At 48.6% G+C, this 14,738-nt stretch carries 12 protein-coding genes; 4 read left to right on the forward strand and 8 right to left on the reverse strand.

Features of this window, described 5'->3' with window-relative positions; all coding sequences use genetic code 11:
- Positions 1 to 53: 53 nt before the first annotated feature.
- The 3 genes from cls (ACKTRM_RS17500) to ACKTRM_RS17510 all read left to right on the forward strand — a co-directional run bounded on the left by cls (ACKTRM_RS17500) (position 54) and on the right by ACKTRM_RS17510 (position 2,569).
- Positions 54 to 1,253 (forward strand): cardiolipin synthase, encoded by a 1,200-nt coding sequence (gene cls, locus ACKTRM_RS17500; RefSeq protein ID WP_012118672.1) that lies wholly within the window; start codon positions 54 to 56, stop codon positions 1,251 to 1,253.
- A 12-nt stretch (positions 1,254 to 1,265) separates the two neighbouring features.
- Complete coding sequence (gene uvsE / locus ACKTRM_RS17505; RefSeq protein ID WP_012118673.1) at positions 1,266 to 2,228, forward strand: UV DNA damage repair endonuclease UvsE; 963 nt, start codon at positions 1,266 to 1,268, stop codon at positions 2,226 to 2,228.
- Positions 2,229 to 2,296: 68 nt separating this feature from the next.
- Positions 2,297 to 2,569 (forward strand): hypothetical protein, encoded by a 273-nt coding sequence (locus ACKTRM_RS17510; protein WP_012118674.1) that lies wholly within the window; start codon positions 2,297 to 2,299, stop codon positions 2,567 to 2,569.
- Between the two features lie 70 nt (positions 2,570 to 2,639).
- Here the strand turns inward: ACKTRM_RS17510 and ACKTRM_RS17515 are convergent, their stop codons facing one another.
- From ACKTRM_RS17515 to ACKTRM_RS17550, 8 genes are all read right to left on the reverse strand, one after another.
- Positions 2,640 to 4,364 (reverse strand): ABC transporter ATP-binding protein, encoded by a 1,725-nt coding sequence (locus ACKTRM_RS17515; protein WP_012118675.1) that lies wholly within the window; start codon positions 4,362 to 4,364, stop codon positions 2,640 to 2,642.
- Positions 4,365 to 4,444: 80 nt separating this feature from the next.
- Entirely contained in the window at positions 4,445 to 5,947 is a 1,503-nt protein-coding gene (gene cls, locus ACKTRM_RS17520) for a cardiolipin synthase (protein WP_007407622.1), read from the reverse strand.
- Between the two features lie 95 nt (positions 5,948 to 6,042).
- Entirely contained in the window at positions 6,043 to 6,672 is a 630-nt protein-coding gene (locus ACKTRM_RS17525) for a YitT family protein (RefSeq protein WP_012118677.1), read from the reverse strand.
- 139 nt (positions 6,673 to 6,811) lie between these two features.
- Positions 6,812 to 7,483 carry a respiratory nitrate reductase subunit gamma gene (gene narI / locus ACKTRM_RS17530; RefSeq protein ID WP_012118678.1) on the reverse strand — a complete coding sequence of 224 codons (672 nt, stop codon included), beginning with the start codon at positions 7,481 to 7,483 and terminating at the stop codon, positions 6,812 to 6,814.
- Positions 7,480 to 8,037 (reverse strand): nitrate reductase molybdenum cofactor assembly chaperone, encoded by a 558-nt coding sequence (narJ, locus tag ACKTRM_RS17535; protein WP_012118679.1) that lies wholly within the window; start codon positions 8,035 to 8,037, stop codon positions 7,480 to 7,482. Before narJ ends, narI begins: the two co-directional genes overlap by 4 nt.
- Before the next feature lie 25 nt (positions 8,038 to 8,062).
- A complete protein-coding gene (narH, locus tag ACKTRM_RS17540; RefSeq protein ID WP_015240770.1) occupies positions 8,063 to 9,526 on the reverse strand; it encodes a nitrate reductase subunit beta in 1,464 nt (487 codons plus the stop codon).
- Positions 9,516 to 13,202, reverse strand: coding sequence for a nitrate reductase subunit alpha (locus ACKTRM_RS17545; protein ID WP_012118681.1), 3,687 nt, complete (start codon positions 13,200 to 13,202; stop codon positions 9,516 to 9,518). Before ACKTRM_RS17545 ends, narH begins: the two co-directional genes overlap by 11 nt.
- 177 nt (positions 13,203 to 13,379) lie before the next feature.
- Positions 13,380 to 13,856 (reverse strand): Crp/Fnr family transcriptional regulator, encoded by a 477-nt coding sequence (locus ACKTRM_RS17550; protein WP_007407629.1) that lies wholly within the window; start codon positions 13,854 to 13,856, stop codon positions 13,380 to 13,382.
- A 142-nt stretch (positions 13,857 to 13,998) separates the two neighbouring features.
- Here ACKTRM_RS17550 and ACKTRM_RS17555 point away from each other — a divergent pair, with 142 nt between their 5' ends.
- Entirely contained in the window at positions 13,999 to 14,718 is a 720-nt protein-coding gene (locus ACKTRM_RS17555; RefSeq protein ID WP_012118682.1) for a YwiC-like family protein, read from the forward strand.
- Positions 14,719 to 14,738 lie beyond the last annotated feature (20 nt).

Genomic DNA, 14,738 nt, shown 5'->3' on the forward strand with positions numbered 1-14,738 from the left:
TTAAATTCACATTCTCAGGGCACACTACGAATACTTCGGAAAGGAGCGTCGGTATGAAGGTCATTTTTGTGTTGCTTGTCATTTTTATCATATTAATCGCACTTATGCTGCTTGATATGCTGCTTGGCCGGGCGGCGTACAAAAAACAGGCGTATGAGCCCGTTTTTGACCCGAAAAAGAGTGATATCACACTCATTCACTGCGGCAGCGAGCTTGTGCGGCAGATGACGGCCGATATCCGCCAAGCCGTCTCTTCTATTCATATGATGTTTTTTATTATGAAGAACGACCAAGTCAGCCATGAGATGTTTGATTTATTGAAAGAAAAGGCCCAGGCCGGCGTCTCCGTATATCTGCTGCTCGATTGGGCGGGCAGCCGCCAAGTGAAAAAGCCTTCCATTCAAACGATGAAAAAAGCCGGCGTTCACGTTCATTTTCTAAATAAACCGGCATTTCCGTTTCTTTTTTTCAGGCTGCAAAAACGGAATCACCGGAAAGTGACCGTCATTGACGGCAAAATCGGCTATGTCGGCGGTTTTAATATCGCTGAAGAGTACCTCGGCAAAAAAGCGAAGTTCGGAAACTGGGAGGATTATCACCTGCGGATGACCGGCGAAGGCACGGCGGATCTTCAGACTCTTTTTGTAAGCGATCTGAAACGAAACACCGGAAAAGCACCCGGATCACCCGAGGTTTATCCCGCATTATCCGAAGGGAATATCTCTCATAGGACATATGCGTCTGACGGTTTTTCGCTTGAATCGCATTATGAAAACTGCATCCGTAAGGCGGAGAAAAAAATCATTATCGGCACGCCTTATTATGTACCGAGCAAAAAGCTTCAGGAAGCGCTTATTTCAGCCTGCCGAAAAGGCGTCAAAGTCATCTTGATCGTGCCGATGAAGTCAGACCACCCGCTCGTTCGGGAAACAGCTTTTACCTATTATCCCGAGCTTCTGAAGGCCGGCTGCCTCATCTATCGGTATTATCAAGGCTTTTATCATGTCAAAGCTTTCATTATTGATGACCGCATCAGCATTATCGGCACGCCGAATTTTGATAAACGGAGTCTGTTCTGGAATGAAGAGGTGAATGTCATCATTCATGATGAAGCCTTTACAAAGGAAGTGCTTTCAACCATAAAGCAGGACATCGAAAAATCCGAGCTTCTCACATTAGAAAAAGTGAAACAGCGCTCCGTCAGACAGCTTCCTGCAGAATGGCTGGGAAAGGCCATATCTTACTTTTTATAAAGGAGAAACCATATGCTGTTCAGATTCGGATTCGTCGCAAACGCCATGTGCCTTTGGGACGCGTCCCCCGCCAAAACCTTAACATATGCGCGCTATACCAAGCTTTCCCGCAGTGAGCGGAAAGACGCCCTGCTTTCTGTGACGAAAGCAAATCTTACCAATACACTGCGCACCATCCACTATGTGGTCGGCCACGGCATCCCGCTGTACAGGTTCTCAAGCTCGATTGTGCCGCTCGCCACCCATCCGGATGTGCTGTGGGATTTTGTCACGCCGTTTCGCCAGGAGTTTTGTGAGATCGGCGGGCTGGTCAGAAAATATGATCTCAGAACGAGCTTTCATCCGAACCAATTCACGCTTTTTACAAGCCCGAAACAGGAGATTACCGCAAATGCGGTCAAGGATATGGCCTATCATTATGACATGCTGGACGCAATGGGTATCGCGAACCGTTCCGTCATCAACATCCATGTCGGAGGCGCTTACGGTGACAAACAAAGCGCGCTTGGCCGTTTCCGCGTGAATCTGAAAGAACTTCCCGATGTCATCAAACAGCGGATGACTTTAGAAAACGATGATAAAACATATACGTCCGAGGAAACACTCAGTGTATGTGAACAAGAAGGCATTCCGTTTGTGTTTGATTATCACCATTTTTACGCCAATCCGACCGATGACGCTGATTTAGATGACATTCTTCCGCGGATGATCAAAACATGGCAGCGGATCGGCTTAAAGCCGAAGGTCCATCTCTCCTCGCCAAAATCAGAATCAGCCATACGCAGTCATGCGGACTATGTGGATGCGAATTTTATTCTGCCGGTGCTGGAGCGGTTCAGACAATGGGATACGGACATCGATTTTATGATTGAGGCGAAAGAGAAAGACCGGGCGCTGCTCCGGCTCGTCGAAGAATTAAGCGCCATCCGCGGAGTCAAACGCCTGGCGGGCGGAGTGCTAAAGTGGAAGGCATAACCAGGTTTATCACCCGTTTATATGGGGAATTTCCGAAATAACAGACCATCAGACGGAGGAGAAAACATATGAAAAACATTACATCTTTGAAAATAGCCGCTAAGAAGTTCACTTTACGAAACATGCTTCAGCTTTATCAGCTTTGCCACACGGGAGGTCACGAGCTGTATATCTACTCTAAAAAAACGATGTGCAAAATCAAAGATCTCATTGAGCTGGAAACGTTCAGAATGGCCCATAAAGAACAAGAATATTTAATTGTAGTGGAAGGAAAGAAAGCGGTGCAGCTTGTTGACCGTTTCAAACATATCATCGAACCTGCGCAAAAAGAAGCCCATTAAATACGGACTACATAAAAAAAGGATAGACAGGAGGCTGCCCGGCCCCCGCTCGTCTATCCTTTTTCTTTTATTAATGAATCAGCTCGCCGAATTGGGCCTGATGAAGTCTCTGGTACATGCCGCCGGATGCCAGCAGTTCCTTATGATGACCTTGTTCAGCGATGCCATCTTTCGTGACGACGACGATCCGGTCCGCATCCTTAATCGTAGCCAGCCGATGGGCGATCACAAGCGTTGTGCGTCCTTCAGACAGCTCTTGCAGCGATTTTTGAATGGCGGCTTCCGTTTCTGTATCGAGGGCTGATGTAGCCTCGTCTAAAATTAAGATCGACGGGTTTTTCAAAAACATTCTGGCGATGGAAAGCCGCTGCTTCTGCCCGCCTGACAGCTTCACGCCGCGCTCGCCGATCACCGTGTTTAAACCGTCGGGATACCCGTTTACCAAGTCCTCTAAATGCGCCTGGCGGACGGCCTGCCAGATTTCTTCCTCAGACGCGTCGAGCCGCCCGTAAGCAATGTTTTCCCGCAATGTGCCGGAAAACAGAAAGACATCCTGCTGGACGACGCCGATTTGTCCGCGCAATGATGACAGCGTCATGTCCTTAATATCGATTCCGTCGATGGAAATCACGCCTTCAGACGGCTCATAAAAGCGCGGCAGCAGACTTGTCAGCGTTGATTTTCCCGCTCCCGAAGGCCCGACGAATGCGACTGTCTCCCCGGCATGAATGGACAAATTGATTCCCGACAGAACCGGACTGTTTTCTTCGTAACCGAACGACACACCATCATAACGGATATTCCCTTTTAAACCGGACACATGTCTCGCGTTCGGGGCGTCCTTGATATCAGGCTCCGTTTCCAGTATTTCTATAAAGCTTTTAAAACCGGCAATGCCTCTCGGATACATCTCAATAATCGCGTTGATTTTATCAATCGGACGGAACAGAACGTTCGTCAGCAGCACAAAAGCGACGAATTCCCCGTAAGATAACGATCCGCGGATCACGAACCATGTGCCGCACAATAAGACGAACAGCGTGACGAATCTTGTCAGCATGTAACTGATCGAGCCGTTTTTCGCCATGATTTTATAAGACGTCAGCTTTGTTTTGCGGAAACGCTGATTGTTCACGTCAAACCGCTGCGTTTCAAACGCTTCATTGCTGAAAGCCTGAACAAGACGGATGCCGCCGATATTGTTTTCAACCCTCGCGCTGAAGTCTCCGACGTCTTTGTTCAGTTTTGTAAACGCAGAGGTCATTTTTTTATTGAAGTACAAAGCAAGCCATATGACGACCGGCATAATGATAAAAGTCAACAGCGCAAGCTGCCAGTTAATAAACAGCATCACACCGAACGCGCCCAAAATCGTCATGATCGCGATAAACAGGTCTTCAGGCCCGTGGTGGGCGGTTTCTCCGATATACATCAAATCATTGGTGAGCTTGGACATTAAACTGCCCGTTTTGTTGTTATCGTAAAATTTGAACGAAAGCTTTTGCAGATGGTCGAAAAGCTTTTTCCGCATATCGGTTTCAATGTTAATGCCGAGCATATGGCCCCAATACGTCACAACATACTGAAGTGCCGAGCTGAGGGCGTACACCCCGAATAAAGCCGCGGAAGTCAAAATAATCAGACTCCAATCCTGCCCCGGAAGCAATGTATCGATAAAGTAATTGACAATCAGAGGAAAACTCAGCTCCATCAATCCGCCGGCGATGGCAGAAAAGAAGTCGAGAAAAAACAGCTTTTTGTACGGTTTATAATAAGAAAAAAATTGTCGCAGCACGATTCCGTCCTCCTTGTGCCTCGTTCTTAATGATAATATTTCTCAATTATACTATACACAAGGAGTTTTAAAAGCGTTTTTTATAACACGCCGGAAAATAACCGTGCGAAGGATTCCTTCGTTCTTTCCCATAATGTGCGCTTATAGAAACGGACGGGGCTGATTTTTTCAGACTCCTTCATATCCTCCAGATAATGCGCTTCAAGATCTTTGATCGCCTCTTGATCTGTAAAAAAGACATTGACTTCAAAGTTCAGCTGAAAGCTTCTCATGTCCATATTCGCCGTCCCGACAGAGGCGAGGTTTCCGTCAGTGATGAGCACCTTTTGATGCATAAAGCCTTTTTGATAAGAATAGACTTCGATTCCTTCGCGAAGAAGCTCGGGGAAATACGATCTCGTCGCGTACTGGGTTAAAAATCCGTCATTGGTTTCCGGCACCATGACACGCACCCGGACGCCTCTGGCAGCAGCCTCCTTTAGCGCTGTGCGGATCGGCTCATTCGGCACGAAATAAGGCGTCGCGATCCATACAGACGATTCGGCCGCCGCTATCATGGCATAATACAGATCGCTCATCCGCTCCTTCATATCGGGGCCTGTCGGAACGACTTGATAGACGCCGCCGCTTTCTGCCGCAACCGGGCGGGTATATGCTTTCCGATCAATCAGCACCTCATCCGAAACGTATTCCCAATCAAGCATAAAAATGCTGTGGAGCGTCTGAACGATTTCTCCTTCGACTTTCATATGGGTGTCCCGCCAAAAGCCGACATCTTGGTCTTTGCCGATATACTCCTTGCCGACATTCAGCCCGCCGACAAAACCGACTTTCCCGTCAACGATGACGATCTTGCGGTGATTTCTGAAATTGAATTTTTGGTTGAAAAAACCGTATTTCAGCGGCAGAAACGGGACGATGTTCACACCCGCGCGTTTCAGTTTTTTAATATCTTTTCCGGCCAGCTTCAGGCTGCCGGCCGCGTCGAACAAAAACCGCACTTCCACACCTTGACGCGCCTTTTCCATCATAATGTCCATCATCTTGTGCCCGAGCATGTCTGATTTGAACATATAATACTCAATATGTATAAATGACGCGGCCTCCCGGAGCGCCTCAAACAGCTCCGGAAATGTTTCGTCCCCGTTTTTGAGCACCTTCAGCCTGCTTTTTGTATTGATATTCATATGGGACGCCTTGATTGAATATTGAAAGAAACGCTTCTGATTTCCTTTCAGCCCGGTCAGGTCGGGAGTTTGTTCCATATCAAATATCGTTCTCAGCTTTTCCCGGTTGTATGTCCGTTTCGACCTGAACAGCTTGCCTTTTTCATAAAGCTGGCCGGAAAAAAGGTAAAATAAGTACCCGGCGATCGGAAAAAACACAAGAATATGAATCCATAACAGCGTGTGCTGCGAGGTGCGGTTTTCAAGAATTAACGAATAGATGCTGAACAAAATAATGCTTGCATAGCAAAGCACCCCTCCGTAAAACTCAAGCCTGGAAACCGGAAAAAACCATATGACATATGCTCCGATAAGCATCATATATAAAAAGCAAAATTCCAGTCTCCTTTTCAGCATCCCGACTCTCTCCCATCTGATCCGATATCTCTGTATACCCTCTGTTTTCCGGCTTGTAAACATATGAAAAAGCCTCTCTGCACGAGCGGAAAGGCTTATGATGAAGCTTCCTGTGATTGGCCGGGTGTGATGTTCTGAAGCAATGCCGGATTGAGCGAGCAGCTGCCTTTGATTTTATTTTTGAAGATGCCGATGATCAGACCGGTGACCGCTATCGACACTAAGGAGAAGAGCCCTTTCAGCAACCCGACGGAAAAAATGCCGGCCAGCACGACGCCAAAATCGAAGAGGAAATTAACGGCACCCGGATTCCATCCGCAGCGCTTTTGCAGAAATAAAGCGAGGATATTGGCGCCGCCGAGCGATGCCTGATGATAAAACATGAGCGACAGGCCCAACCCGATCAGCGCCCCTCCGCAAATCGCCCCGGCAAGCGGTGAAACAGAGACCGGCGGCAGCCAGTGATCCGCGCCAGTAAACAGAGTCAGTACTGTGACTGCAAAAACGGTGGATAGAGTGAATTTGATTCCCATTCTGATGAGAGAAAATATATAAAACGGGATATTGATCAGAAAGAAGATAATCGCAAACGAGGAATGAAACAAGTATGACAGGCTTAGTGACAGTCCCGCTGTGCCGCCGGTTAATACATGAGAATGTCTGAGTGTCAGGACGCCGGCGCTTGTCATCAGACAGGCGGCTAACATGAGGAAAATCCGCTTCATTCTTCACTCTCCTTTTGTTGATGTTATTTCCAAATAAAACATAACAGGAATCCCGGCCGCCCAGCCATTACCTTGGCAGAAAATATCTTATGTTTTTATTTTTTCACCATAAAAAATCCCCCTCTTGCAGGGGGGATTTTTACGTGCGTTTCCGATAGACAACATAGCTGCGGGTCAAATACTTGAGGGGCAGGCTGAACACGTGAACCAATCTTGTAAACGGCCAAAGGATAAAAACGACGTACCCTATGATGATATGAAACTTAAACCATAGCGGGACACTCTCCATCAAAGAAGCGTCAGGCCGGAACAAAACAATTTCCCTGAACCACGGCCCGACTGTTGCCCTGTAATCAAAGCCTTTCGAATCAATGTTAAGAAATGTGGCCGCAACGCCCGACAGCATCATGAACAGCAGCAGAATAAGCGTCAAGATATCCGATGGCGAGCTGGTTTTGCGGATTCTTTTGTCAAACAGCCTTCTGTACGTCAGGATGACAAGTCCGGCACATGCCGCGATCCCCGCCGGCAGGCCTGCGCCGATCGCCATTTTGTGATACATATGCTCGGAAATACCAAGGGAAGCATACACGCCTTCCGGGATCAGAATTCCCATGATATGTCCGCCGACAACGCACAGCAGTCCCCAATGAAAAAGTGTGCTGCCAGCGGCGAGTTTTTTCTTTTCTAACAGCTCGCTTGATTTCGCCGTCCAGCCGAATTGGTCATGCTGATAGCGGTAAATATGCCCGCCGATAAAGATCGTCAATACAATGTATGGCATAACGCCCCACAGGATCTGCCCGCTCATGCCTGAACAGCCCCTTCTTCAATGCTTTCACGCACATCGATGTTTTCCAGTGCGGCCTGCAGCACGTGCAGCAGCTCAGCATAGATGCTGTTATTTTTTTCGAGGCGGGAAGCCAGCTCCCTCACATTGGACAGGTATTTCTCAAACACGCTTCTCGCCGCTTCAATCTCCGCAACCGCGGCGAATTCCAGCATCAGCGGCAGGTAATCAGGCAGTTCTTTCTCTGTCGGCAGGAAACCGGATTGCTGGTAGGTGTTTTTTAAATGCAGCAATTCAATGCCGCGTTCCCTTTGTTCGCCTGAGTTAAAGTAGGTGACGTACATATTCGTTTTTTTTCCGAAATCGAACGTATACACATAGTGTTCAATCAGCGCTTGCGGAGAAAAGCCGGCTGCCGCCTCTAAAAAGTGCAGCAATTTCTCCCGGATTTGCTGATTGGTGATGTCATGGATAAGAGCCTTCCAATCGGGAATCTCGGCTCTCCACTCTTCCTCCGGATATGAGAGAAGAACGGAAAGAGCGGAGAACGTCATTTGCCGGTCTGTGGTGTTCATGTTATTACACCTCATTTATGAAAAATTAGAAACAAGAGCCCGGGCCGCCTGAAAATGATAAGCCGCAGCTCCCTTGTTCAGCATATAAATCTGACACTTCTTCTCGATGGCTGCTCGGGATCACAAAACGGTCATCATATTTGGCGATTGCCAGCAGCCGATACATGTCTTCAATTTGCTGTTCTGTTAAGCCGACACTGGAGACCAATGCCGGGTCGATGGATTTATTCGTCTGCACCGCTCTCATATACTGGCGCATGACAGACATTTTCTTTAACGTGGATCGAATATGATCCGTATCACCGGCCGTTAATAACTGCGCCAAATAGTCAATCGGAATTCTCATTTGGTCGATAGCCGGAAAAATCGCTTCCGCCGTTTGCCGGCTGCCTTTTCCTTCAAAGAGATTCATAATCGGACTGAGCGGCGGAATGTACCACACCATCGGCAGCGTACGGTACTCTGGATGAAGCGGCAGCGCAATCTTCCAGTCAATGATCATTTTATAGATCGGTGATTGCTGCGCAGCCTCTATCCATTCAGCCGGAATGCCTTGTTCTTTTGCCAGTTTGGCAACCTCAGGATCATTCGGATCAAGAAAAACGTCCAGTTGGGAATGGTAGAGATCCTTTTCATTTTCAACCGATGCCGCTTCCTCCACTTTGTCCGCGTCATACAGCATGACGCCGAGATAGCGGATTCTGCCGACACACGTTTCGGAGCAGATGGTCGGCAGCCCCGCCTCCAAGCGCGGAAAGCAGAGTGTGCATTTTTCCGCTTTGTTCGTCTGCCAGTTAAAATAGACTTTTTTATAAGGACAGGATGAGACGCAATATCTCCATGAACGGCATGCATTTTGGTCCACAAGCACAATGCCGTCCTCCTCACGTTTGTACATGGCGCCGGACGGACAGGATGAGACGCACGCCGGATTAATGCAGTGCTCGCAAATACGCGGCAGATACATCATAAAGACTTCATCGAATTCTGTTTTGATCGATTCCTCCATTTTTTGAACGTTTGGATCTTCAAGCCCTGTAATATGGCCGCCCGCGAGATCATCCTCCCAGTTCGGACCCCATTCGATATTCATAAAATCCCCCGTCAAGGACGATTTCGGCCGTGCCACCGGCTGGTGTTTTTTCTGCGGGCTGTTTGTTAATGTTTCATAATCATAGTTCCAAGGTTCATAGTAGTCATCAATCGTCGGCTGGTTCGGGTTATAGAAAAGGCCTGCGAGCCGATTCGTTTTCGGGCCTGATTTCAGTTCAAGCTTTCCTTTTTTCAACGTCCAGCCGCCTTTATATTTGTCCTGGTCCTCCCATTGCTTCGGGTAGCCGATGCCCGGCTTTGTTTCTACATTATTGAAGTACATATATTCCGCACCGGAACGGTTTGTCCACGTGTTTTTGCAGGTGACGCTGCACGTGTGGCAGCCGATGCATTTATCCAAGTTCATGACCATCCCGATTTGCGCTTTAATCTTCAAGCCAATCAACCTCCTTCAGCTTGCGGATGACGACATTCAGATCGCGCTGATTTCCCGTCGGACCGTAATAGTTAAAGCCGTAACTCAGCTGTGCATAGCCCCCGATCATCTGGGTCGGCTTGACGTGAATCCTTGTCGGGCTGTTATGGGTGCCTCCGCGGTTATTCGTCAGTTTTGTGCCGGGCACATTGATGTGGCGGTCCTGGGCATGGTGCATAAACGCCATTCCTTTAGGAATCCGGTGAGACAAAACCGCTCTCGCGACGACAACGCCGTTTCGGTTGAAGCATTCAATCCAATCGTTGTCTTTGATATCCGTATCCGCAGCATCATCTTTATTCATCCACACAGTCGGCCCGCCGCGGAACAGCGTCAGCATCGGCAGAGAATCAAAATACATGCTGTGGACGGACCATTTATTATGCGGCGTCAAATAATTAAGAACGATTTCTTTGCCCTCTTGATCAGGCCGCTTGCTTAGGAACGGACGGTGCTGGAGGATCGGTTTAAATGTCGCCATCGTTTCACCGAATTCCATCATCAGTTCATGATCGACATAATAGGATTGTCTGCCTGTCAGCGTCCGCCACGGAATTAATTTTTCCACATTCGTCGTAAACGGCGAGTACCTGCGCCCTCCTTTTTCTGAACCGGTAAAGGCCGGAGAGGTGATGACCGTTTTCGGCTGGGCTGTAATTTGCTCGAACGTAAAGCATTCTTCCTCGCGCTCTTCCGCCAGGTCTTTCAGCTCCAGATTGGTAATGTTTTCAAGTGATTCCCATGCTTTCACGGCGACTTTTCCATTTGAGGTGGACGACAGGGTTAAAATCGCTTCCGCCGCCTGCTTCGCTTCACTTATATTCGGGCATCCTTTGGCAACGCTGTTTGAATCGGTTTCTCCCAGTCTCTGTTTGAGTGATTCATATTCATCCGCAATCGACCAGCTCATCCCTTTTGTTCCGCTCGGTTTTAAAGCCGTATTAGGGCCAAGCGCGGTCATTTTATGAAAAATGTGTTTGTAATCCCGTTCAACGACATGGATGTTCGGCATCGTTTTTCCCGGAATGGCTTCACATTCACCCTTGCTCCAGTCATTGATTTTGCCGAACGGCTGGGCCAATTCCTGCATCGTGTCGTGGAGGAGCGGCGTTGCGACTACCTCTTTCACCGGCTCCATATCGACTTCTTCCGCCAGATCGGAAACGGCTTTTGACAGCGCCTTAAAAATATCCCAGTCTGACTTCGATTCCCACGGCGCCGAGATGGCCGGAGCAAATGGATGAATAAACGGATGCATATCCGTGCTGCTGAGATCGTGTTTTTCATACCATGTCGCCGCCGGCAGCACGATATCGGAATACAGCGCCGTACCCGCCATTCGAAAATCAAGATTGATTAACAAGTCGAGCTTGCCTTCCGGCGCCTGCTCCCGCCATTTGATTTCTTCAGGGCGGATGCTGTCGCTGTCGTCATTCATCAGACCGTTCGTCGTCCCCAGCAGATGCTTGAGAAAATATTCATGCCCTTTCCCTGAGCTTGAGATCAGATTTGCCCGCCATACGAAGAGATTTCTTGGGAAATTCACTTCATTGTCAGGGTCTTCAATCGCGAATTTCAGTTTTTTTTCTTGAAGCCGTGAGGCCACGTACGCACCTACGTCTTCAGGTGTCGCCGCCCCCGCTTTCTCAGCTTCTTTGTACAGATCAATGCCGTTTTGATTGAATGTCGGGTAAGACGGAAGCCACCCTAATCGCGCCGCCAGCACATTGTAATCGGCGTGATGCTTGTAGCGGGATGACGCGGCGATCGGTGAAGCCAAGTCACTGATCGGCTGGTCTTCATAACGCCACTGGTCTGTCGCAAAGTAAAAAAATGAGGTGCCGTTTTGCAGTTTAGGCACGCCTTCCCAGTCCTTTGCGGTGGCAATCGTCTGCCACCCTTCAGCCGGACGGAGCTTTTCCTGCCCCACGTAATGGGCCCAGCCTCCGCCGTTTACGCCTTGGGCGCCTACGAGTAAAACAAGATTTAACACCGCACGGTAAATCGTGTCGGAGTTGAACCAGTGGTTGATCCCCGCCCCTACGATAATCATGGATCTGCCGTCTGTATCAATTGCATTTTGGGCAAACTCCCTGGCAATCTGTATAACGGCTTCTCTTTTAATTCCCGTGATCTGTTCCTGCCAGGCAGGTGTGAACGGACGGGGATCATCATAGGATGCGGCTGATTGTCCGCCGATGCCCCGGTTCACGCCGTAGTTGGCCAATATCAAGTCAAACACGGTCGTGACGTACGTCTCTTCACCGTTCAGGTCCAGTTTTTTAATAGGAAGATCCCGCTCAAGCACTTTGTTTCCGTCATCTGAAAAATACGGAATGCGCACTGAGCCGATTTCGTCCTCTATTCCGAGCACTGAGAGACGGGGCTCAATCTGTTCCCCGGTGTCTTCGTCGATCATGTGCAGATTCCATTTCTGCTGCCCGTCCCAGCGGGAGCCCATTGTGCCTTGCGGTATGGCAAACGCACCTGTCTGTTCATTCCAGACCGCCGGCTTCCACTGATCATTTTTTGTCTGCCGCCCGATGTCTTTTGCATGCAGAAACCGTCCCGCTGTATACACGCCGTTCTCTTTTGAAAGAGTGACGAAGAATGGAAAATCGGTGTATTGCTTCGCGTACTCAATAAAACGTTCAGTTTCTTGGTTCACGTAAAATTCCTGCAAAATGACGTGACCCATCGCCATCGCAAGCGCCCCGTCAGTCCCCTGGCGGATACTCAGCCAGTCATCTGCGAACTTTGAGGATTCGGCAAAATCGGGACTGATCGAAATGACTTTAGCGCCTTTATAGCGGGCTTCCGCCAGAAAATGCGCATCAGGCGTTCTCGTTAACGGAACGTTGGAGCCCCATGTGATGATATAGCCTGAATTGTACCAATCACTGCTCTCCGGAACGTCCGTCTGGTCGCCCCAAATTTGCGGGGACGCCGGCGGAAGATCCGCATACCAGTCATAGAAACTGAGCATTGGGCCGCCGATTAACGACATGAATCGCGAACCTGATGCGTGGCTGATCATGGACATCGCCGGGATCGGAGAAAAACCGACATTCCGGTCAGGCCCGTATTTCATCACTGTATACAGCAGAGAGGCTGAAATCAGCTTCAGCACCTCCGGCCATTCCGCGCGGACAAAGCCGCCTTTCCCTCTTGCCTGTTTATAGGACTTCGCTTTTTCAGGGTTTTCAACGATCGATTTCCAGGCATCCAGCGGATTTTGATGCGTCTGCAATGCTTCCCGCCACAAATTGATCAGCACACCTCGCAGATATGGATATTTCACACGGAGCGGGCTGTAGATGTACCAAGAAAAACTGGCCCCCCGCGGGCAGCCTCTCGGTTCGAAATCAGGCATATCCGGGCCTGTTGATGGATAATTCAAGTTTTGTCCTTCCCACGTGACAATTCCGTTTTTCACATAAATATTCCAGCTGCAAGAACCCGTGCAGTTGACGCCGTGGGTGGAGCGAACGACTTTGTCGTACTGCCATCTGTTTCTGTATACATTCTCCCAATCACGATCTTCGCTTGTCGTTTGGCTATGGTTATTTGAATGATGTTCGATAGGAGAAAAATAGTTTAATCTCCTGAGCAACGGACTCATTTTCTTTTTCTTCATGATCGTTCACTCCTTCCGAGTCAGGTAATGCTATGTACACTATAAACAGAGACGGCGCATCACCTTGTGAACTATGTCACACACTCTGCTTTTTTCACAAAACGTTCACACAGAGCAGCAGGAAGGATTTTCAAACGATATGGGGACGCCCGGCGTCATCAAAAAAACCGGTTCTGTTTAAGAACCGGGTTCGGCGTTTTCATCCCGTGATGTATGCAGATACCGCAAAAACAACTGATAGGAACAGAAGACATTTTGCTGAAGCATCGCCAAAAAGTTCATTTGCAGCCGCGGATGGTAAGACATCATTTGCTTAAATACGGAATATGGAATATGGAGTACCAGAATATCCGGTGAGGCATTGACTGAGATAAAAGGCGATAAAGAGAGCCCGCCTTTTTCATCAATCGGAAACACATCGCCTTTTTCCCACAGCGCAACGGTTTGCGACCCTTCAGGGAGCCTGCTGTCCGTAAAACGGATATTGCCTTTTAATACAATATAAACGGATTGTGAGTGAAGAAAGGATGGAGATTGGTCAGATGAGCCGCGGATAAACGTCCCGTTTTTCAGCAAGGTTTCGACAATGGACAGAGGCACTTCATTAAACATAGGAAGTTGTTTCAGAAATAATAAATAGTCACACTGATTCATAGGAAAGCCTCCTGTGCTAAGGATAGCTTTAGTGTAGCCCGATTGAGCCTGCACGGCAGTGATGTATTTCACAGCTTGTATGATAAAAGTCACTTATCAGGAGAGTGTATGTACTTATAATGAAATAAAAAGGAGGGTTTCGATGAAGGCGATGATTCCGAAGCAGCACGGCGCATGGGCGATGCTGCTGATTCCATTTTTACTCGGCATGGTCAAGGGAGGCCCGGTTTTCTGGCATATTCCGCTCTTTCTGGGCTGGCTGTTCCTTTACTTGACGGTTTATCCCGTTTCGCTCGCTTTGAAAAAGAAACAGCTTCAGCCCTATCAAAAGTGGATATGGTATTACGGTTTTCCGGCCTGCTGCTTTTTGATCATTTCTGTCTATCATAAGCCGCAGCTCGTCTGGATCGGCGTTTTTTTATTGCCGCTGTTTCTCATACATACGCATTATGCCCGCCGAAAAAACGAACGGGCGCTCACGAATGATATTGCGGGTGTTCTGTTCTTTTGTTCAGGCGGGCTTGCGAGCTGCTGGCTGGGAACGGGAATCCTTGACGGCTGGGCCTGGTTTCTATTCTTGCAATCCGCTTTATTTTTTGTCGGGAGTTCTTTTTATGTGAAATCGGTCATACGGGAGAGAAAAAACAGAACCTTTGCATACTGGTCGTGGGGATATCACCTCTTCCTCCCCTTTTTATCGGCTCTTCTCGGGGCAGGCTGGGCGTTTCTCGCTTTTATCCCAAGCAGTCTGCGGGCCTGGTTTTTTCACGGAAGAGACTGGCCGGTGAAAACGATCGGCATTCTGGAAATCGTAAATGCCGGCTTCTTTTTCGCCGTCATGTGTATATGTATCACAAGCTGAAAAACAAGGACACCGGCTGC

The organism is Bacillus sp. D7-8, from assembly GCF_052055895.1.
Lineage (GTDB): Bacteria > Bacillota > Bacilli > Bacillales > Bacillaceae > Bacillus > Bacillus velezensis.